Below are 20,079 nucleotides of genomic sequence, written 5' to 3' on the forward strand. Positions count from 1 at the left end.
GGCGGGGAAGGGGGCGGCGCATGCCGCTCCCTTTTTTCGCGTGCGCTTTTTCGCGCCTGTCCCTTTTCCTCAGGCACGTGCGATGCCACATGGGCGGCATGAGCGAAGAAAAGCCCTGGCCCGACAGCATCCGTGCCGGCGAGTGCGAGCAGCATGAGCCGCTGGTGCGGCGCGTGCTTGCGCCGAACCCGTCGCCCTATACCTTCACCGGAACCCAGACGTGGATCGTAGGCGCGGGGAGCGACGTCGCGGTGATCGATCCGGGGCCGACGGGTTCGGGGCTCAGCATCGGCGACCCGGCGGACATCAACGGCACCGGCCATGTCGACGCGATCCTGCGCGCGACCGAGGGCCAGCGCGTTGCCGCGATCCTCTGTACCCACACGCACCGCGACCATAGCCCCGCCGCGGCGCCCCTGAAGGAAGCGACGGGCGCGCCGATCGTCGGCTGCGCGCCGCTTGCCTTGCGTGACGACGGGCCGCGCGCCGATTCGGCGTTCGACCCCGATTATGCCCCCGACCGCGTGCTGATCGATGGCGAGCGCATTTCGGGCGACGGCTGGACCCTCGAAGCCGTGGCGACCCCGGGCCATACCTCGAACCATCTCTGCTTCGGACTTGTCGAAAGCGGCGCGCTGTTCACCGGCGATCATGTCATGGCCTGGTCGACCAGCGTCGTCAGCCCGCCCGACGGCGATATGGCGGCCTATATGGCGAGCCTGTCGAAACTCTATGACCGCGAGGACCGTGTCTATTATCCGGCGCACGGCCCCGCGGTGACCAAGCCGCGGCAGTTGGTGCGCGGCATGCTCGGTCACCGCAAGCAGCGCGAGCGGCAGATCTTGCGCGAACTCGAAAAGGGGACGAACGTCATCCCCGACATGGTCAAGCATATGTACAAGGGGCTCGACCCGCGGCTCAATGGCGCCGCCGGCCGCTCGGTGCTCGCGCATCTGATCGACCTTCAGACGCGCGGGATCGTGCGTGCGCATGACGAAGAATGGGAACTTGCCTGAATGACTTCCGCTTCCGCTGCGCGCCTTGCGCCCCGCCTGATCCTGCTCGCCGCCGCGGCGCTGCTGCTCGTCGCCGTCTGGTGGGCGGTCGCCGCCTGGCAGGACTGGCAAAAGGGCTATGATCCCGAAACCGTCGTCGCCGCGAGCCTGCAGGGCCTGCAGGAACAGAATGTGCTGGTGCCCTTCACCGCGCGCTATGTCGCGGTGGTGACCTCGACGCAGAGCCGGATGGGGTTCAGCGCCAAGAAGACGCTGATCATGCCGGGCACGGTCCGCTACGAACTCGACCTCGGCAAATTGAAGCAGTCCGACCTCGACTGGGATGCGACTACCAACGCGCTCACCGTCACGCTGCCGCCGCTGCGGCTCGCGGGACCGGAGATCGATATCGACGCGATCAGCGAATATCGTGACGGCGAGATCTTGCTGACGCTGACCGACGCCGAACGCACGCTCGACGCCGCGAACCGCAAGCGCGCGCAGGAAGAGCTGATCGCGCAGGCGAAGGGCGCGACGCCGATGCGCCTTGCGCAGGGCGCGGCGCGGACCGCGGTCGAGCAGAGCTTCGCGATGCCGCTAAAGGCCGCGGGCATCGACGCCAAGGTGACCGCGCGCTTCGCCGACGCGCCGGCTGGGTAAATCCCCGCTTTCCGTAGTTTCGAGGCTGCGCTATCCTCGCTCCCGGTCGGGCAGGGGGGAACAGGCATGGCTAGCACCGCGGAGGGCGCCGCGCGCGCCGAACTTTTCTGGCATCGCATGGCGATCGGCCTTGCGATCTTCATCGTCTTTGGTTTTCTGCAATTCGCGCTGAGGGGCTTCGTCGATCCGATCGCGGCGCCTTTCTGGGTGCATCTGCACGGAGTGGCGATGCTGGCATGGCTTGCGCTGCTGATCGTCCAGCCGACACTCGTCTCGCGCGATAATCTCGCGCTCCACCGGCGGCTCGGATGGATCGGCGCAGGGCTCGCGCTGTTCATCACCGCTCTCGGAATTTTTACCGGCGTCGCATCGCTGGTGCTGAACCGCTTTCCGCCCTTCTTCACGCCGCCTTATTTCCTCGCGCTCACGACTGTCGAATCACTGGTCTTCGGTCTGATGGTGTGGGCGGCGGTCCGGCGGCGCCATACAACCGCGTGGCACCGGCGGCTGATGATCGGCGCGACGATCGTCATCCTCGAACCCGCGCTCGGCCGCATCCTGCCGATGCCGCTGATGATCGGCTGGTCGGACATTCCGATCGGGCTGATCCAGCTTGGCGTGGTCGGCATCGTCGCGCTGTACGACCGGCGAACGCTCGGCCGCGTCCATCCCGCGACAAAAGCGATCGCGGCGATTGTCATCGCGGTGCGCGTCACCATCTATCTCCTGGCGATGACGCCCCCTGTCATCGCGCTCGCGGAGCGGCTTGCCGGTTGATCGCCGAATTGCCCTGCCGCGGTCCGCGGTGTAGGGGGTGCGCCAAGGCAAAAGCCATATAAGGAAAAGCGATGACTGCTCCCATTCGCGAGAATCTCTCGGGCCTCGACCTGCGCGCCGAAATCGAGCGCCTGCGCAAGGAACGCAACGCCGTCATCCTCGCGCATTATTACCAGAAGCCCGAGATTCAGGACCTCGCCGATTTCGTCGGCGATTCGCTCGAGCTGTCGCGCAAGGCCGCCGACACCGACGCCGATGTCATCGCTTTCTGCGGCGTAAAGTTCATGGCCGAGACCGCGAAGATTCTCAGCCCCGAAAAGATCGTCATCCTGCCCGACATGGACGCGGGATGCAGCCTCGAGGACAGCTGCCCGCCCGAACAGTTCAAGCGCTTTCGCGAAAAGCATCCCGACCATATCGCGCTGACCTACATCAACTGCTCGGCGGCGGTGAAGGCACTCAGCGACATCATCGTCACCTCGTCGAGCGCCGAGACGATCATCAGCCAGATCCCCGAAAGCCAGCCGATCATCTTTGGTCCCGACCGCCATCTCGGCGGCTATCTCAACCGCAAGTTCGGGCGCGAGATGCTGCTGTGGCCGGGCGTGTGCATCGTCCACGAAGCGTTCAGCGAAACCGAGCTGATCAAATTGAAGGCGCAGCACCCGGGCGCGCCCGTCGCGGCACACCCCGAATGCCCACCGCACATCGTCGACCATGCCGACTATGTCGGCTCGACGAGCGGCATCCTGCAGTTCGCCAAGAGCTTCCCCGGCGACACGCTGATCGTTGCGACCGAGCCGCACATCATCCACCAGATGGAACTCGCGCTGCCCGAGAAGAATTTCATCGGCGCGCCGGGTGCCGACGGCAACTGCAACTGCAACATCTGCCCGTATATGGCGCTCAACACGATGGAGAAGCTCTACATCGCGCTGCGCGATTTGAAGCCGCAGATCGAGATGGAGGAGGGCCTCCGCCTCGCCGCGCGCAAGAGCCTCGACCGGATGCTCGAAATGGCGTCGGGCACGGTCGGCCAGGGCGATCTCGGCAAGCGCTAGCCCCGATTTCCTGCCGCGAGGTTTGCTTTCGCGGAAAATGATATAAGTTCCGCCTCCTAAGACGCGAGTCTCGCCCCCCGTGCGAGCGTCCGACGACGAACCCTTGCGTCTAAGCAGGAGGAAAATCGCATGGCAGAAGATTGGCTGGCGGATGTCAGGAAATATGTCGCGGACGCCGACGAAAATGTGGTGTCGGCGATCGTCAAATATCTCGGCATCGCCCTCAGAAACCGCGATTCCTCGCTTGTTTCCTTTTCCGACACAAAAGAAACCGACCGCGTCCGCGAAAATTTCCTCAAGAAAAAACTGGGGCTGACCGACGATGACGCGACGCTCGATGCAGCGATCGCCGGCGTTGGCGAACGGATGAAGGAGGACCGGACCAAGAACCGCGTCACCGTCTATTATCTCCTCGCGCAGCATTTCGGCCTGCTCACGCTCTTTGGCGGCGCGGCTGGTGCCGCGGGCGCTGCCGCAGGGCTCGCCGCCGCCGGTGGGCTGGACGGCGATTCCGGCAAGGACGACGATAGCTCGGCCGTTCCGCTGGCAGCGGCGGGCCCGGCTGGCGCATCGGCCATTCCCGCCGCTGCGGCCCCGCCGCCGGCGGATCCGGCGCCGACCGCGGCAAGCCCGCAGACCGCCTATTCGAGCGATGACGGCGAAAAGAGCGGCGGCATGGGCTGGCTGCCCTGGCTTCTGCTTTTGCTCGCTCTCGCGGCGCTGCTGTTCTTCGGCCTCCGCTATTGTTCGAAACAGGACGCCGCGGTTGCCCCGGCCACCGACGAGACCGCGATCAGCGAGACGGTCGCACCCGCCGATACGGCAACCGCGCCCGTCGCCGCCGTCCCCGAGGGCGCCGGCGTCGTCGCGGCGGACCGCGAGGGCAAGCCGATGCTGACGGTTTATTTCGACACCGGCAAATCGGAGGTGTCGAACGATCTCACGACAGCGGCGTCGGCGGTGAAAGCCTATCTCGACAGCAACCCGGCCGCGACGCTCGCGGTATCGGGCTATAACGACCCGACGGGCAATGCGGCCGCCAACGCCGAATTGTCGAAGAACCGCGCGCAGAGCGTCAAGGCGGCGCTCGAGAAGCTCGGCTTCCCGGCCGACAAGGTCGTGCTTGAAAAGCCAGCCGAGACGACGACGACGGGCACCGACAATTCGGCGGCGCGCCGCGTCGAGATCACCGTCAAAGGCTGATCTTCGGCCCGGCAGGAAAAAGAGAGCGGGGCCTCCGGGTCCCGCTTTTTTTATGTCGAGTCGCGACTCGCGGGCAAGAAAATCGACGTCGACCGGATGGTGGTGCCCGCGAGTCGGTTCGGATTCTGAATCCGAAAATGCTGCATCGCTGTTACAAAAATGCTGCAGCGAATCCGCTTGTTGCTAATGCCGGACTTATCCACAAGCGCAGGCGGGTCCTGGGGGCTTTTCGCGCATTTTTGGTTGGCGGGCCCGAAGCTTCATGTCAGCTTCAAATCATCGGACGACAGAGACGCAGACCACCGGGACATCAAGGGTAGTTGCAAGACTAGCCAGAAGAGAACGGACGGATTGACGAGGAAATCGACCGGTAGCCTGATCACGGAACGTAGCGATTCCCACGAGTTGATACGGACCCGATCGGGTACAGGAAATGCAGTCCATCGCTTGGACAGCGACCGCTTCGGCGGATGCAAGAAGAGATGATGAAGGGCTTTCCAGGTGCGGCCGGCCCCCGAAAGGGGGCCGACCAAACCGTCGCCGGATTGTTCCGGCGTGCGCCGCAACGCATCGTTTTGCGGGCTGCTGATCGCAAGAGAAGCGGACCGGGATGAAGTGAGGCGGAGTGCGTGGGGCAAAGCCGGATAGTGGGGGTTGGCAGCGATGTCGGCCCCCATTTCGTATGCGCGGCCGCCGGAATGCCCCGCATCATGGCCGCGCCTTTGCCGCAGGCCGCATCCCCATCCCATTTATTTTCACCCCTGTGATTTTCGTCACATCAGCGTCAAACGCGGCTGCTTAGTGGCGTCTTGCGACCCGGAGACGTTCCCGATCAGGAACTGATCCCACTTTCCCGGCCGAGCCCCCGCGGGCCGGCCGGGAACCTTTCGCTCCCGACCCGCATTCTTTGATCATCGTTGAAACGATGTCCGGGCGCGACCGGACGTTCGCATGGTCGCCGGGCATCGGCGCTCGCCCGGCCGGTTCAGGGAAGGGAAAATCATGGGTCTGATCATCACGTTGATCGTCGGCGGCATTATCGGCTGGCTGGCGAGTATCGTCATGCGCACCGATGCGCAGCAGGGCATCATCCTGAATGTCGTTGTTGGCATCGTCGGCGCGTTTCTCGGCAACTTCCTCGGCAGCTTTTTCGGCATGGGGGCGAGCCTCGACACCTTCAGCCCGATCGGGCTGCTGTGGGCGTTTATCGGCGCGGTGGTGCTGCTTGGCATCGTCAACCTGGTACGGCGCGGCAGCGTCCGCTGAACGGCGTGGGGGGGGGGGGGATCGCGCCGCCGCCATTCTGCTAGGCGATATCAAATATTTGGGTTACCAATGCGAGGCCTGCAGGGTCAGGCGCCAACATCGATCGTAGGGGGTCATCTTATGACTTGGATTATCGCTATCATCATGGGCGGCATCATCGGCTGGCTCGCCAGTATCGTGATGCGCACCGACGCTCAGCAAGGCATCTTCCTCAACATCATCGTCGGTTGTGTCGGGTCGATCCTCGGCCGCTTGCTGTTCGGCAGCTTCCTGGGCGGCGGACATCTGCGCGGCGACGCCTTTGATCCGATGACCTTGCTCACCGCCTTCATCGGCGCGGTGATCCTGCTCGGGATCGTCAACCTCGTGCGGCGCGGCCGGGTCCGCTGACCGCCTGCCGATAACGGCCGGCCGTTCGGACCGGTCCGGAAGAAAAGGGTGGCCGCCGCAGGGCGCGCCGCCCTTTTTCATGGCGGTAACCACTGGAAATTGCACGAAGACAAGTCTATGAGCCGCGATCCGGGGCGCAGGGGGGATGGCGAAGTTTCGCCTCTTGCCAGTGGTGATTTAATTAGGTAATACACCTCGCAGTGGATTGATCCTGTCGTGCGGGGTCGAGGGGACAGGCGCGCTTGCGCCTGCCGCAGCATGATGCCGCGCAAGGCAGGGAGGGTTTTCGGCGTGAACTACGAGCGGAAAGTGGATGTGATGGACAGCCTGGCGGGCACACAAAGCTTTTATGAAGACGCGAGCGACAGCCGGCGCAAGCGGACGTTCCTGATCGCCGCACTGGTGCTGATCGCGCTCGCGCTGGCGGCCACCTATTACGCCTTCACGCAGAGCAAGGGCGCGGCCGCCGAGGGCGAAGGACAGGGCGGCGCGGCTGCCCCGAACGTCACCGTGGTCATCCCTGGCCGCGTTTCGGTCGAGGCGGCGATTTCCGCCAACGGCACGATCGCGGCGCGCCGCGAAATGCCCGTCGGTGTCGCGGGAGAAGGCGGACAGGTCCTTCGCGTCCTTGTCGAACCCGGCCAGTGGGTCGGCGCGGGCCAGACGCTCGCGGTCATAGACCGCTCGGTCCAGGCGCAGCAGGCCGCGAGCCTCGCCGCGTCGATCCGCGTCGCGCGGGCCGATGCCGATCTGGCGCAGGCCGAACTCGAACGCGCGCAGGCGCTCGTCGGGCGCGGGTTCATCTCCAAGGCCGACATGGATCGCAAGCGCGCGACGCGCGACGCCGCCAACGCGCGCGTTCGCGTCGCGCAGGCGCAATATGCGGAGGCGACCGCGCGCAACGATCGCCTCAATATCGTCGCGCCCGCCGCGGGCCTCGTGCTGACGCGTCAGGTCGAACCGGGCCAGATCGTCGGCGCCGGCAGCGGGATTCTGTTCCGCATGGCTCGCGGCGGCGAGATGGAAATGCTGGCCCAGATGGCCGAGGCCGATCTGGCCCGCGTCAATGTCGGCACGCGTGCGACGATCACCCCGGTGGGCAGCAATGTCAGCATCGCAGGGCAGGTCTGGCAGAAGTCGCCGGTCATCAACATGGATACGCGTCAGGGCACGGTCCGCATCGCGGTTCCGTACAGCGAGGCGCTGCGTCCGGGCGGCTTTGCCGACGCGCGCCTGATCGCCGGCACGGCGGAAGCGCCGCTGCTGCCCGAAAGCGCGGTGCAAAGCGGTGTCGAAGGCAATTTCGTGCTGGTCGTCGATGCCAATAACACGATCCAGCGCCGCCCGGTGAAGGTCGGGACCGTCACCGACGGTGGCGTGTCGATCGCGTCGGGCCTGACCGGCACCGAAAAGGTCGTCGCGCTTGCGGGCGCTTTCCTCAACCCCGGCGACAAGGTGAAGCCGGTGGTACAGAAATCGTCGCAATAACCGGCTGAGCGGCGCGCGTAGAGATTCAGTGCACAAGGGCGTTTGATCATGAGCTTTCGCAACATTTCCGCCTGGTGCATTCGCAATCCGGTGCCGCCGATCGTGATGTTCATCCTGCTTCTTCTGGCAGGTGTCGTCAGCTTCAACCGGATGGACGTCAACGACAATCCCGACGTCGAATTCCCGATGGTCCAGGTCGTCGTGGTACAGCCCGGCGCGGCGCCGTCCGAACTGGAGACGCAGGTCACCCAGCGTGTCGAGGCCGCGGTGCGCGCGGTCAGCGGGGTCGACGAACTGTCGTCCTATGTCGCCGAGGGCAACAGCCGCACGATGGTGCAGTTCGCGATCGGCACCCCGATCGACCGCGCCTATAACGACGTCAACCAGGCGGTGCAGCAGATCCGCAGCGACCTGCCCGAAGGCATTCTTGAACCGCAAGTCGTGCGCGTCGACGCCGCCGGCGGCCCGATCACCTATTTCGCCGTCGAAACGTCGGATATGACGCTCGAGCAATTGAGCTGGTTCGTCGACAATACCATCGCCAAGGAACTGCTCTCGATCCCCGGCATGGCGAAGGTCAGCCGTTCGGGCGGCGTCAATCGCGAAATCCGCGTCATCCTCGATCCCGCGCGCATGCAAAGCTATGGCCTCACCGCGAGCCAGGTGAACCAGGAATTGCGCCAGGTGAACGTCAACGCCGCGGGCGGGCGCACCGAAATCGCCGGATCGGAACAGGCGGTGCGCGTGCTGGGTAACGCCGAAAACGCCTTCCAGCTCGGCGAAACGCGCATATCGATCGGCAGCGGCCGCACCATCCGCCTCGCCGACGTCGCGACCGTGACCGACGGCTACGCCGAACAGCGCAACCTTGCGAAAATCGGCGGCCGGCAGGTGCTGAGCTTCTCGATCGAAAAGGCGAAGGGCGCTTCGGACGTCACGATCCACGACGAGACGATGAAGAAGCTCGCCGAGATCAAGAAGACGAATCCGCAGGTTGAATTCAAGATCCTCTTCACGCGTACCGAATATACCAAGGAGCAATATCGCAGCTCGATGCTCGCGATGATTGAGGGCGCGATCCTCGCGGTCGTCGTCGTGTTCCTCTTTTTGCGCGACTGGCGCGCGACGCTGATCAGCGCGCTCGCGATCCCGCTGTCGGCGATCCCCACCTTCTGGTTCATGGACATGATGGGCTTTTCGCTGAACGGCCTGTCGCTGCTTGCGCTCAGCCTTGTGGCCGGCGTGCTCGTCGACGATGCGATCGTCGAGATCGAGAATATCGTCCGGCATATGCGAATGGGCAAAACCGCCTATCAGGCGTCGATCGATGCCGCCGACGAAATCGGCCTCGCTGTTGTCGCGACGACGATGTCGATTGTCGCGGTCTTCCTGCCCGTCGCGCTGATGCCGGGCATTTCGGGTCAGTTCTTCATCCAGTTCGGCATGACCGTCGTGTTCGCGGTGCTCGTCAGCCTGGCGGTCGCGCGCATGATCACGCCGATGATCGCCGCCTATTTCCTGTCGGCGCAGGGCGAGCAGGATCATGCCTCGGGCCCGTGGGTCGACCGCTATGAGCGCCTTCTCAAATGGACGCTCGACAACAGCAAGCATCACGCGGTGCGCGCGCGGTACGAGGCGCATCGGACGAAGCTCGCCTATCTGGCGGTTCCGCTGGTGCTCGCCGGTCTGTCGGTCCTTTATGCGATTTACGCCTATTTTCAGCCGGTGCCGGTCGGGCAGGACGCGCCGAACACCGCGATGTATTTCCTGCTGAAGACGCCCGTCGATGCGATCCTGGCCTATCTCGGCATCAGCCTGATCGTCATCCTGCTCGGCGCCCTCGCATGGCTCATCGGAATGCGCGAATGGGGCTTCACCAACTGGGCGAAGTTCATGGTCCAGCGTGCCTATGCCCGTCTTTTCGACCATCGCGTCTGGATCGTTGGGATCGGCGCCGCGTCGCTCGCGATGAGCGTCTTTCTGCTGTGGGTCCTGCCGCAGCAGTTCCAGCCGACGATCAACAGCGACTACAGCCAGATCCGCTACGAACTGCCGCCGGGCTCGACGCTCGCGCAGAGCGAGCATATCTCGAACCAGATCAACGCGATCCTGTCGAAGGACAAGAATGTCGAAAACGCCTTTTACGAGGTCAACGTCAACGACGGCGGTGTCTACATCACGCTGAAAAAGAAGCGCGAAGTTACCAGCGTCGAATGGGAGCGCAGCCTGCAGCCGCAAATGGCGGCGATCCCCGACGCGCGCGTGACCTTCCAGAGCCAGTCGGGCGGTTTCTCTGGCCGCGACATCACGATGGTCATCGGCGGCGACGATCCGGTCGCGCTAGAGAAGCATGCGCGCCTGATCGTGTCGCAGATGGAAAAGCTCAAGGAAGTGCGCTCGCCGCGGATCGAGGGCGACATTCCGCGCCCTGAAATCATTGTCAGCCCGCGGATGGACCTCGCCGCCGAACTGGGTGTGACCACCTCGGCGCTCAGCCAGACGATCCGCATCGCGACGATCGGCGACATCGACCAGAATGCAGCGAAATTCTCGCTGTCCGACCGCCAGATTCCGATCCGCGTGCTCCTGTCCGAAGATTCGCGTCGCGCGCTGGCGACGATCGAGAATCTGCCCGTCCCCACAGCGCGCGGGACGACGGTGCCGCTGAAATCGGTCGCCTCGATCGGTTTTGGCGCCGGGCCGACCGAACTGCGCCGCTATAACCAGACACGGCGCATCGTGATCGGTGCCGACCTCGCGCCGGGCCTCGTGACCGGTGATGCGCAGAAAAAGATCGATGCGCTGCCGGCGATCAAGGCGATGCCGCAGGGCATTCGCAAGGTCGTGCAGGGCGATCAGAAGTGGCAGGCCGAACTGATCACCAACTTCATGATCGCGGTCGTGTCGGGGCTCTTGCTGGTCTTCTCGACGCTGGTGCTGCTCTATCGCCGCTTCCTGTCGCCGCTGGTCAATATGTCGTCGTTGCTGCTCGCGCCGTTGGGCGGCCTGCTCGGCCTCTTGATCACCGGCATGGAAATCTCGATGCCCGTCTATATCGGCTTGCTGATGCTGCTCGGCATCGTCGCGAAAAACTCGATCCTGCTCGTCGATTTCGCGATCGAGGAAATGGACCATGGTGTCGAGAAGAACGCGGCGCTGCTCGACGCGGGGCGCAAGCGCGCGCAGCCGATCGTGATGACCACCGTCGCGATGGTCGCGGGCATGGTGCCGACCGCGATTTCGTTGTCGGGCGACGGCGCCTGGCGCGCGCCGATGGGCGTCGTCGTGATCGGCGGCCTGATCCTGTCGACGCTGCTGACGCTGCTGATCGTTCCCGCGGGCTTCAGCCTTGCCGACAGCATCGAAAAGCGCCTCGGCCGCTTCTTCTCGAGCAACCTGCTGACCTATCGCAAGGGCGACGATACCAAACCGCACGGGGCGCCCGCGCCCGAACCGGCAGAATAATGGGGGCGAGCCGGCGCGGTAAGCGACTGCGCCGGTTGCAACCTTTGCGGCATTTCGCCATTTGGTTCGTATGACCGACCGCACGCTTTCCCGGCCGATTGGCGTCGCCATCCCGGCGAGGGGATCGAATATCCGCGTCGTCGCGACGGGCCTGCTCATCGTCATGGCGTTCGTCTTTCTCGGCGCGAAATATTATCAGGACGTCCATCCCGCGGTCGGCTTCGTCCGCGCCTTTGCCGAGGCGGCGATGGTTGGCGGGCTTGCCGACTGGTTTGCGGTCACCGCGCTGTTCCGCCACCCGATGGGGCTGCCGATCCCGCACACCGCGATCATCCCGCGTAACAAGAACCGTATCGGCGACACGCTGGCGCGCTTCCTGCTCACCAATTTCCTGCTGCCGCGGCTGGTCGCGCGCAAGATGCAGACGGTCGATGTTGCGGGCGCGGTCGGCAAATTCCTGTCCGAACCGGGCGAGGGCGGCGGGCGGCTGCGGCTCGGCGCGTCGCGGATCATCGCCGACGGTTTGGGCGCGCTCGACCAGCAGCGCCTCGGCGGCATCGTCAAATCGGCGATCGCCGACCGGCTGCGCGAACTCGACGTCGCACCTTTGCTCGGCCAGGCGCTGCAGGCCGCACTCGCCGAGGGACGGCACCAGCCCTTGCTCGATGCGATGGTCAAATGGGGGTCGAAGACGCTCGAACTCAACGAGCATCTGATCCACCAGATGGTGCACGACAATAGTAACGCGATCGTGCGCTTCACCGGGCTCGATGAAAGCATCTCGAACCGCATCGTCGCGGGGCTGTCGAAGCTGCTCAGCGAAATGGCGGTCGACGAGACGCACCCGCTGCGCATCCGCGTCGAGGAAGGGCTCGCCAAAATGGCGCTCGACCTGCAGCACGACCCCGAAGTGAAGGCGAAGGTCGCCAAAGTCCGCGACGAGCTGCTCGAGAATAAGGCGGTCAAGCGCTGGCTCGACGGCCTCTGGGAACAGGGCCGCACCGCGCTGCTCAAGGCCGCGCGCAACCCCGACACGATGCTCGCGGGACGGATCGGCGAACTCGTCACGCAGTTCGGCGCGATGCTCGGCGAGGATGCGGGGATCAAGCGTACGCTCAACCGCTATGCGCGCCGCGCCGTAGTCGGCGTCGTCGACAGCTATGGTGAGACGGCGCTCAGGCTGGTGTCGGACACGATCCGCGGCTGGGATGCCAAGACGATCACGGACCGGCTGGAAAATGCCGTTGGCGACGACCTGCAATATATCCGGATCAACGGCACGCTGGTCGGCGGGCTGGTGGGCGTGCTGATCCATACGGTGGATGTGCTGATCTGAGTTCCTTTAGATAAGGCTCGCTAGCCCCTCGCGGAAACTTGGATAGCGTGGAGTCCAGCCAAGCAAACGTTTCGCCTTGCCATTCGCAACGCGGCGGTTCTCGGCATAGAAGGCGCGGGCAGCGGGCGACAGGCCGGCATCCTCCAGCGATAGCAACGGCGGCAGCGGCGCGCCGAGCATAGCGCACCCCCATTCGACCAACGCATTCTGATGGCACGGCTCGTCATCGGCCAGATTATAGACACCCTCCGGTCCCCTGAACGACGCCATCACGCCGCTCGCGATGTCATCGACATGAATCCGGCTGAAGACCTGCCGGGGCAAGTCGATGCGATGCGCGCGGCCTTCGGCGATGCGATCCAGGATCGAGCGGCCGGGGCCGTAGATGCCGGGCAGGCGAAAGATGCGGACGTCGCTGCGCAGCGTTCCCCAAGCCGCGTCGGCGGTGTTGCGGTCGGGACGGCGGCCTCTGATGGGCGCGCTTTCGTCGACCCACGCGCCGCCCGCATCGCCATAGACCCCGGTCGAGGACAGATAGCCGACCCAGTTCGCTGCGGCGAGGGCAATGGCGTCGCCATAGCGCGCGAGCACGGGGTCGGCGCCGTCGACCGGGGGCACCGACGACAATATGTGCGTGGCGCTGCGCAGCGCGCTAAGCACCGCGGCCTCGTCGGCAAAGGCGATGCTGCCCTCGCGCCCGTCCCGCGTCGTCCCCGCCACCTCCCAGCCGCGTGCGCGTAGACGGCCTGCGAGGTGGCTCGCGGCATAGCCCATTCCGAAAATCAGCATCTGTCCCATCGCGCGCCTTATTGCGCGTCCGCCGCGCTATGCCTAGACCGATGGCATGACCGATGCCTCCTCAACCCCCGCCATTCCCGTCACCATCCATCGCAGCGATTATCTTGCGCCCGATTGGTCGATCCCCGACATCGCGCTCGATTTCGCGCTCGGGATCGACGCGACAAAGGTCGGCGCGGCGCTGTCGGTCGTGCGCCAGGCCGATGCGCCGGTGCCCCTGCTGCTGCGCGGCGACGGGCTGACCCCGGCGGCGGTGCGCGTCGATGGCGAGGTGTGGAACGACTGGCGGATGGATGGCAGCGACCTGATCGTCGATCTCGGCGAGCGCACCGCGGCGACGGTCGAGGTCGATACGGTGATCGACCCCGCGTCGAACACCCAGCTGTCGGGGCTTTATGCGTCGGGCGGGCTGCTCTGCACCCAGTGCGAGGCCGAGGGCTTTCGCCGCATCACCTTCCACCCCGACCGCCCCGACGTGCTCAGCCGCTACAAGGTGCGGATGCAAGGCGACAAGGCCGCGTTCCCGATCCTGCTGTCGAACGGCAATTGCGTCGATCAGGGCGAAGCGGGGAGCGATCATTGGGCGCTGTGGGAAGATCCGTGGCCGAAACCCTCCTATCTCTTCGCGCTCGTCGCCGGCGACCTTGTCGTCAACAAGGATAGCTTCACGACGATGTCAGGGCGCGAGGTCGAACTCGGCATCTGGGTGCGGGGCGGCGATCAGGATCGCACCGGCCATGCGATGCAGGCGCTGAAGGACAGCATGGCGTGGGACGAACGCGTCTATGGCCGCGAATATGACCTCGACCTGTTCAACATCGTCGCGGTCAGCGATTTCAACATGGGGGCGATGGAGAATAAGGGGCTCAACATCTTCAACACCCGCTATATCCTCGCCGACCCCGACACCGCGACCGACGTCGATTATGACGGGGTCGAGGGCGTGGTCGCGCACGAATATTTCCATAATTGGTCGGGCAACCGCGTCACCTGCCGCGACTGGTTCCAGCTTTCGTTGAAGGAAGGCTTCACCGTCTTTCGTGACCAGAATTTCTCGGCCGACATGGGATCGCCCCCGGTCAAGCGGATCGAGGATGTCCGCCTGCTTCGCGCGGCACAATTTCCCGAGGATGCGGGGCCGCTCGCACACCCGATCCGCCCTGACAGTTTCCAGGAAATCTCGAACTTCTATACCGCGACCATCTATAACAAGGGTGCCGAGATCATCCGCATGATGGCGACGATGGTCGGCCCCGACCGCTTCCGCAAAGGCACCGACCTCTATTTCGACCGCCACGACGGCGAGGCCGCGACGTGCGAGGATTTCGTGCGCGCGATCGAGGAAGGCGCGGGCATCGACCTTGCGCAATTCCGCCGCTGGTACGAGCAGGCGGGGACGCCGCGGCTCAAGCTGTCGCTGGCCGAAGAGGGGGGTCACTGGTCGCTCGATATCGTGCAGACGGTGCCGCCGACGCCCGGCCAGCCCGAGAAGCAGCCGATGATGATGCCGCTCCGCCTCGCGGCCTTTGCGATGGACGGCAGCGGCGATGCGCTCGCCGACACGCTGGTCACCGTGACCGGCGCGACGCAGCGCATCGCGCTCGGCACATTTGCGGCGCGCCCGGCGCTGTCGGTCAACCGCGGCTTTTCGGCGCCGATCATCGTCGATTTCGAGCGCGGCCCCGGCGAACTCGCCTGGCTCGCTGCGCACGACGACGACCCGTTCGCGCGCTATGAGGCGTTGCAGCAGCTGATGCTCGACACGCTCGTTGCCGCGGTATCGGGCAAGACGGGCGACAATCAGGCGGTGATCGACGCGGTCGACCAGACGCTCGCCGGCGCGGCAAGCGACCCCGCCTTCGTCGCCGAGGCGGTGCTGCTGCCGAGCGAAGCCTTTATCGGCGACCAGATGGTCACGGTCGATCCCGATGCGATCCGCCGCGAGCGGCTCGCCTTGCAGGCGGCGATCGGCGCCGTGCTCGAGACGAAATGGCGCGCGATCCTTGCGGGCAGCGCGCCGCCCGCGACCGACCTGTCGAGCACGGCCAAGGGCGGCCGCCGCCTGCGCGGTGTCGCGCTCGCCTATCTGGCCGCAACGGGGGCTGACGATGCCCCGACGCTCGCGTTCGGCATCTTCTCCGACGCCGACGGCATGACCGAGCGGCAGGCGGCGCTCGCGACGCTCGCGCATGGCGACAGCGACGAGCGGGTGGCGGCGCTCGACATCTTTTATCAGCGCTATCGCGACAATCCGCTCGTGCTCGACAAATGGTTTCAGGTGCAGGCGTGGTCGATGCGCGCGGACACCGTCGATGCGGTGAAGGCGCTGGCGCAGCACCCTGACTTCACGCTCGCCAACCCCAACCGCGTGCGCTCGCTCTACGGCGCGCTGACGGGCAATCAGGCGGCGTTTCACCAAGCCGACGGCGCGGGCTACAAGTTGATCGCCGACCTCGTCATCGCGCTCGACCCCAAGAACCCGCAGACCGCGGCGAAAATGATCCCGCCGCTCGGTCGCTGGAAACGGTTCGACGAGGGACGGCAGGCGCTGATGAAGGCCGAGCTCGAGCGCATTCTCGCGCAGCCCGGCCTGTCGCGCGACGTGACCGAGCAGGCGTCGAAAAGCCTGCTCGGCTAGATCAGGTCGTCGAAAACAGCTTGGTCCCGGCGACGCCGATGACGATCAGCGCCATGAAGCCGATCTGGACCGCGTTCACCTTCTCGCCGAACCAAAAAATGCCGCCGATGATGACGCCGACCGCGCCGAGACCGGTCCAGATCGCATAGGCGGTCCCGGCCGAGATCCCGCGCATCGCGAACGCCAGCAGCGCCATGTTCAAAAAGCTGAGCGAGACGGGAACGACCGATGCCTGCCAGGTCCCGAGCGTCGCGGCCCATTTCAGGCTGAGCGCCCAGATGATTTCGGTAACAACGGCGATCGCGAGGATGACCCACGCCATGGCATAGTCCTTTCAAGTCAGCGGGCTCGAAAGGAAAGGACGCAGCCGGAAACCCGGAAGAGGCTGCGCAGGAACAGGTTGATGCGGCGCCCTCTAGGCGCAGCGGCACGAAATGGCAATGGGCAGGGGGACTAGCCGCCCAGCCAGCCCGTGACCTCGCCCGCGACCTTGTTCGCGGCGCGGGTCAGCGCCTCGCCGACCGGTTTGGCTTCGACCTTGCCGCCGATCGCCTCGCGCGCTTCGAAGCGGCGCTGCGTCACCGTCTTTCCGCCCGCCGACACCAGCATTGCCTGATAGACGACGACCGCCTCGTTGGTCGCGGCATCGACGCCGAATTCCATCAGCTGCCCCGCCAGCTGCTCGCCCGGGGCGGTCAGATATTGCCCCTCGTCGAGCACGACGCGCGTCGTGCGCGCCGACACGGTTTCGGAGACGAGCCGCTGGAACAGGCGCGACGGTGCCTCGACCCATTGCGCGTCCTTGACATAGGCGACACTCGATCCGTCCTGCTGCACCGGGATGCGCGTCGTGCGCAGCTTTTGCGGGGCGGTCGGGATCAGGATCGTCAGCGTCGCGGCTTCGGCCGCGGTGCGTGCACCCCCGGCGGCGGGCGCGGCGTCGGCGTCGAGCGTCAGCAGGAAGGGCGGGGTCTTGCCGCCGAGCCCGATGCAGCCCGAGAGCGTCACAGCCGCGATGACGGCAACCAGCGGGGCGCGGAATGTTCGCATCATGGGCATCCTCATTTCTTGTAGTCGGGCAGCTGGCTGCCGCCGAGAACCGCGCCCGCGCCCTGCTGGTCGAGCTTGTCGGTCAGGCTGGACAGCGAGGCGGAGGTGCGGCGCAGATCGCGGATCAGCGCATTGGCTTCGGGAATCGTTGTTTCGCTGAAGGTCTTGAGCCCGGGCCGCGCATCGGCGATCGCCCCTTCCAGCGTCGCCATCGATGCGTTGGCCGATTTCAGCGTGTCGCGCAGGTTCGCCATCGCCGGATCGACGTTGCGGTCGATCGTTCCTTGCGCCGATGCGGCGAGGTTGCCGATCTGTTCGGCGGCCACGCCCGTCTGCTGGATCGCGATCCGCGTGTCGGCGAGCGCACGTTCGATTGCCGGGCCGTTGCGGGCGAGGATCGCGGTCGACGCCTCGACATTGTTGAGGATGCCGCGAAGACTCGCCTGATTCTCGTCGTCGGCGAGTTCGGCCAGCCGCTCGGTCAGCGTCGACAGCCGCTGGAGCAATTGCGGTGCGGTATTGAGCAGTTCGCCGAGGCCGCCGACGCGCGTCGGGATCACGGGCTTGCCCGCGGGGCCCTTGTCGGTGATCGGCGGCGCGCCCTTGACCGCGCCATCGAGCGAGATTTGCGACACGCCGGTAAAGCCGACGCCCTCGAGCGCGGCGGTCGTGCCTTGCAGCACGGGGACGCCCTCATTCACCTCGATCCGGACGCGGACGAATTGCGGGTCCTCCGGCCACAGCGCGATTTCGCGGACCTGGCCTGCGGGAACGCCGGAGAATTGCACCGCGGCGCCTTTGTTCAAGCCGTCGACCGACTGTTTGAAGAATATATCATATTCGCGCTTGTCGCCGCCGCTGTCGTTCGCCAGCCAGACCACGAAAAAGGCGAGCGCCGCAGTAAAGAAGAGGACAAAAGCGCCGACGAGGACGTTGTTTGAGCGTGTTTCCATCAGCTGTTCCTATCGGCGCTTCGCGGTTTGGTTCCCGCTTGCCGCTGCACGGCCGCGTGGCCCGTTGAAATAATCCTGTATCCACGGATGCTCGGTGGCAAGCAGTTCCGGGATGGTGCCGACCGCGATCACCTTCTTCTCCGCCAAGACCGCGACGCGGTCGCAGGTTGCATAAAGCGTGTCGAGGTCGTGGGTGATCAGGAAGACGGTCAGGCCCATCGTGTCGGCGAGCCCGCGAAGCAGCTCGTCGAACTTCGCGGCGCCGATCGGGTCGAGGCCTGCGGTCGGTTCGTCGAGAAAGAGCAGCGCCGGGTCGAGCGCGAGCGCGCGGGCAAGCCCGGCTCGCTTGACCATCCCGCCCGACAGTTCGGCCGGAAATTTGGGGCCGGCATCGGGGGGCAGGCCCACCATCGCGACCTTGTACGCGGCGATCTCGTCGAGCAGCCTTTGGTCGAGCCGCGGATAATATTCGCGCAGCGGAACCTGGATATTCTCCGCGACGCTCAGCGTCGAAAAGAGTGCGCCGCCCTGGAACATCACACCCCAGCGCCGGCGCAAGTCGCGCGATTCCTCTTCATTGGCGATCGTGTCGAGCGTCTTGCCATAGACTTCGATCTCGCCCGCGGCCGGCGTCTGGAGGCCGATGATCGAACGCATCAGCACCGATTTGCCGGTGCCCGATCCGCCGACGACGCCGAGGATTTCGCCCGAACGGACGGTAAGGTCGAGATCCTCATGGATCACCGCGTCGCCGAATTGGTTCCTCAGGCCGCGAATGCAGATGGCCTCGTCGAACTTTTCGGGCCGCACCGCGTCGGCGGCGGCGAGTTCTTCCTCGATCTCCTGTTCGATCTCTTCGCTCATCAATTCCATCCCAGCGAAGAGAAGAAGACGGCGAACATCGCGTCGAGGACGATGACGAGGAAGATCGCGGCGACCACGGCCGACGTCGTGCGCTTGCCGACTTCCTCGGCGTCCTGGCGGACCTGCATGCCTTCGTAACAGCCGGTGACGCCGATCAAGATGCCGAACACCGGGGCCTTGATCAGCATGATGTAAAAATCGGTCATCGGGATGATTTCCCGCAAGCGCTGAATATAGGTGAGCGGCGGGATTTCGAGCCCGATCCAGCAGAAGACGCCGCCGCCGATGATCGCACAAATGCTCGCATAGAAGCCGAGCAGCGGCATGGTGATCGTCGAGGCGGCGACGCGCGGCAGGACGATGGCTTCCATCGGCGATACGCCAATGGTGCGCATCGCGTCGACCTCTTCGGTCAGCTTCATCGTGCCGATCTGCGCCGCGAACGCCGATCCCGATCGGCCCGCGACCATGATCGCGGTCATCAGCAAGCCGAGTTCGCGGATCGAGGCGCGGCCGACGAGGTTGATCGTGAACACCTCGAGCCCGAATTGTTCGAGCTGCACCGCGCCTTGCTGCGCGATGACGATGCCAATCAGGAAACTCATCAGGCCGATGATGGGGAGGGCGTCGACACCGACCGCCTGAAAACGCATCACGACCGCATTCCAGCGGAGGCGGCGGCGCGCGCGAATCTGGATGCCCAGCGCGACGATCATTGCGCCGAAAAAGCCAACGATGCCCAGCAGTTCGTGCCAGATCGCGACGCTGGCATGGCCGACCTGTTCGAGCATCCGCGCCCAGCCCGGACGGCGATCGCGGTGGACGCGATATTCGCTCTTGTCGCTGGCGAGTGCCTCGAGCAGGCGCTGCGCTTCTTCGCTCGCGCCGACGACCTTCGAACCATGTTCCTTGGCGGTGCGCGTCACGATCCAGGCGCCGACGGTGTCGATGCGTTCGAGCGCCGACAGGTCGAGCGTCGCGATCGGACCCAGCGCATCGAGACGCGCGGGAACGTCACCCAGACGCGCGAGCGTCAGACGGCCGGTGAAGCGAACTTCGGCACCCTCGGCACCGTCGCTATGTTCGAAATCCGCCCTGGCAACCATCGTGCGGGACATTGTCTTATTTGCCCCAC

The 20,079-nt window shown here is 65.2% G+C and carries 17 protein-coding genes; 11 read left to right on the top strand and 6 right to left on the bottom strand.

Going from position 1 to position 20,079, the window contains the following annotated elements; genetic code table 11:
- Positions 1–98 precede the first annotated feature (98 nt).
- From FG91_RS05235 to FG91_RS05280, 10 genes are all read left to right on the top strand, one after another.
- Positions 99–1,016 (top strand): MBL fold metallo-hydrolase, encoded by a 918-nt coding sequence (locus FG91_RS05235; RefSeq protein ID WP_052187347.1) that lies wholly within the window; start codon positions 99–101, stop codon positions 1,014–1,016.
- Positions 1,017–1,655 carry a DUF4230 domain-containing protein gene (locus FG91_RS05240; protein WP_052187328.1) on the top strand — a complete coding sequence of 213 codons (639 nt, stop codon included), beginning with the start codon at positions 1,017–1,019 and terminating at the stop codon, positions 1,653–1,655. It begins immediately after the preceding gene.
- 66 nt (positions 1,656–1,721) lie between these two features.
- Entirely contained in the window at positions 1,722–2,432 is a 711-nt protein-coding gene (locus tag FG91_RS05245; protein WP_037512921.1) for a hypothetical protein, read from the top strand.
- 71 nt (positions 2,433–2,503) lie between these two features.
- A complete protein-coding gene (gene nadA, locus FG91_RS05250) occupies positions 2,504–3,493 on the top strand; it encodes a quinolinate synthase NadA (protein ID WP_037512923.1) in 990 nt (329 codons plus the stop codon).
- 129 nt (positions 3,494–3,622) lie between these two features.
- Complete coding sequence (locus FG91_RS21305; RefSeq protein WP_081940422.1) at positions 3,623–4,696, top strand: DUF2853 family protein; 1,074 nt, start codon at positions 3,623–3,625, stop codon at positions 4,694–4,696.
- Between the two features lie 1,002 nt (positions 4,697–5,698).
- Positions 5,699–5,962 (top strand): GlsB/YeaQ/YmgE family stress response membrane protein, encoded by a 264-nt coding sequence (locus FG91_RS05260; RefSeq protein ID WP_037512925.1) that lies wholly within the window; start codon positions 5,699–5,701, stop codon positions 5,960–5,962.
- Positions 5,963–6,082: 120 nt separating this feature from the next.
- Positions 6,083–6,352 (top strand): GlsB/YeaQ/YmgE family stress response membrane protein, encoded by a 270-nt coding sequence (locus FG91_RS05265; RefSeq protein ID WP_037512927.1) that lies wholly within the window; start codon positions 6,083–6,085, stop codon positions 6,350–6,352.
- Positions 6,353–6,643: 291 nt separating this feature from the next.
- Positions 6,644–7,840, top strand: a complete 1,197-nt coding sequence (locus tag FG91_RS05270) for an efflux RND transporter periplasmic adaptor subunit (RefSeq protein WP_037512929.1) — start codon at positions 6,644–6,646, stop codon at positions 7,838–7,840.
- A gap of 48 nt (positions 7,841–7,888) precedes the next feature.
- Positions 7,889–11,305 carry an efflux RND transporter permease subunit gene (locus tag FG91_RS05275; RefSeq protein ID WP_037513245.1) on the top strand — a complete coding sequence of 1,139 codons (3,417 nt, stop codon included), beginning with the start codon at positions 7,889–7,891 and terminating at the stop codon, positions 11,303–11,305.
- 70 nt (positions 11,306–11,375) lie between these two features.
- Entirely contained in the window at positions 11,376–12,641 is a 1,266-nt protein-coding gene (locus tag FG91_RS05280; RefSeq protein ID WP_052187329.1) for a DUF445 domain-containing protein, read from the top strand.
- A 6-nt stretch (positions 12,642–12,647) separates the two neighbouring features.
- On the opposite strand, the gene FG91_RS05285 is transcribed toward FG91_RS05280, so the two are convergent.
- Positions 12,648–13,439, bottom strand: a complete 792-nt coding sequence (locus FG91_RS05285) for an epimerase (RefSeq protein ID WP_037512932.1) — start codon at positions 13,437–13,439, stop codon at positions 12,648–12,650.
- 46 nt (positions 13,440–13,485) lie between these two features.
- Between FG91_RS05285 and pepN the strand changes: the two genes are divergently transcribed.
- Entirely contained in the window at positions 13,486–16,077 is a 2,592-nt protein-coding gene (pepN, locus tag FG91_RS05290) for an aminopeptidase N (RefSeq protein ID WP_037512936.1), read from the top strand.
- Position 16,078: 1 nt separating this feature from the next.
- Here pepN and FG91_RS05295 read toward each other — a convergent pair whose 3' ends face one another.
- The 5 genes from FG91_RS05295 to FG91_RS05315 all read right to left on the bottom strand — a co-directional run bounded on the left by FG91_RS05295 (position 16,079) and on the right by FG91_RS05315 (position 20,050).
- The gene (locus FG91_RS05295; RefSeq protein WP_037512937.1) at positions 16,079–16,399 is read right to left on the bottom strand and encodes a DMT family transporter; all 321 of its coding nucleotides are present in this window, start codon (positions 16,397–16,399) and stop codon (positions 16,079–16,081) included.
- A gap of 131 nt (positions 16,400–16,530) precedes the next feature.
- On the bottom strand, positions 16,531–17,130 hold the full coding sequence (locus FG91_RS05300; protein WP_052187348.1) for an ABC-type transport auxiliary lipoprotein family protein: 600 nt from the start codon (positions 17,128–17,130) through the stop codon (positions 16,531–16,533).
- Between the two features lie 8 nt (positions 17,131–17,138).
- Complete coding sequence (locus FG91_RS05305; protein WP_037512940.1) at positions 17,139–18,080, bottom strand: MlaD family protein; 942 nt, start codon at positions 18,078–18,080, stop codon at positions 17,139–17,141.
- A gap of 9 nt (positions 18,081–18,089) precedes the next feature.
- Positions 18,090–18,944 (bottom strand): ABC transporter ATP-binding protein, encoded by an 855-nt coding sequence (locus FG91_RS05310; protein WP_081940424.1) that lies wholly within the window; start codon positions 18,942–18,944, stop codon positions 18,090–18,092.
- Positions 18,944–20,050, bottom strand: coding sequence for an ABC transporter permease (locus FG91_RS05315; protein WP_037512941.1), 1,107 nt, complete (start codon positions 20,048–20,050; stop codon positions 18,944–18,946). The genes FG91_RS05310 and FG91_RS05315 overlap by 1 nt, the downstream gene beginning before the upstream one ends.
- Positions 20,051–20,079: the final 29 nt, after the last annotated feature.

The sequence above is a fragment of the Sphingopyxis sp. LC81 genome (genome assembly GCF_000756375.1).
In the GTDB taxonomy this organism is placed as follows: Bacteria; Pseudomonadota; Alphaproteobacteria; order Sphingomonadales; family Sphingomonadaceae; genus Sphingopyxis.

What these genes read in the sequence shown, in the direction of transcription:
- FG91_RS05235 (WP_052187347.1), top strand. Translation starts at nt 99, where the DNA reads ATGAGCGAAGAAAAGCCCTGGCCCGACAGCATCCGTGCCGGCGAGTGC.
- FG91_RS05240 (WP_052187328.1), top strand. Translation starts at nt 1,017, where the DNA reads ATGACTTCCGCTTCCGCTGCGCGCCTTGCGCCCCGCCTGATCCTGCTC.
- FG91_RS05245 (WP_037512921.1), top strand. Translation starts at nt 1,722, where the DNA reads ATGGCTAGCACCGCGGAGGGCGCCGCGCGCGCCGAACTTTTCTGGCAT.
- nadA (WP_037512923.1), top strand. Translation starts at nt 2,504, where the DNA reads ATGACTGCTCCCATTCGCGAGAATCTCTCGGGCCTCGACCTGCGCGCC.
- FG91_RS21305 (WP_081940422.1), top strand. Translation starts at nt 3,623, where the DNA reads ATGGCAGAAGATTGGCTGGCGGATGTCAGGAAATATGTCGCGGACGCC.
- FG91_RS05260 (WP_037512925.1), top strand. Translation starts at nt 5,699, where the DNA reads ATGGGTCTGATCATCACGTTGATCGTCGGCGGCATTATCGGCTGGCTG.
- FG91_RS05265 (WP_037512927.1), top strand. Translation starts at nt 6,083, where the DNA reads ATGACTTGGATTATCGCTATCATCATGGGCGGCATCATCGGCTGGCTC.
- FG91_RS05275 (WP_037513245.1), top strand. Translation starts at nt 7,889, where the DNA reads ATGAGCTTTCGCAACATTTCCGCCTGGTGCATTCGCAATCCGGTGCCG.
- FG91_RS05280 (WP_052187329.1), top strand. Translation starts at nt 11,376, where the DNA reads ATGACCGACCGCACGCTTTCCCGGCCGATTGGCGTCGCCATCCCGGCG.
- FG91_RS05285 (WP_037512932.1), bottom strand. Translation starts at nt 13,439, where the DNA reads ATGGGACAGATGCTGATTTTCGGAATGGGCTATGCCGCGAGCCACCTC.
- pepN (WP_037512936.1), top strand. Translation starts at nt 13,486, where the DNA reads ATGACCGATGCCTCCTCAACCCCCGCCATTCCCGTCACCATCCATCGC.
- FG91_RS05295 (WP_037512937.1), bottom strand. Translation starts at nt 16,399, where the DNA reads ATGGCGTGGGTCATCCTCGCGATCGCCGTTGTTACCGAAATCATCTGG.
- FG91_RS05300 (WP_052187348.1), bottom strand. Translation starts at nt 17,130, where the DNA reads ATGATGCGAACATTCCGCGCCCCGCTGGTTGCCGTCATCGCGGCTGTG.
- FG91_RS05305 (WP_037512940.1), bottom strand. Translation starts at nt 18,080, where the DNA reads ATGGAAACACGCTCAAACAACGTCCTCGTCGGCGCTTTTGTCCTCTTC.
- FG91_RS05310 (WP_081940424.1), bottom strand. Translation starts at nt 18,944, where the DNA reads ATGAGCGAAGAGATCGAACAGGAGATCGAGGAAGAACTCGCCGCCGCC.
- FG91_RS05315 (WP_037512941.1), bottom strand. Translation starts at nt 20,050, where the DNA reads ATGGTTGCCAGGGCGGATTTCGAACATAGCGACGGTGCCGAGGGTGCC.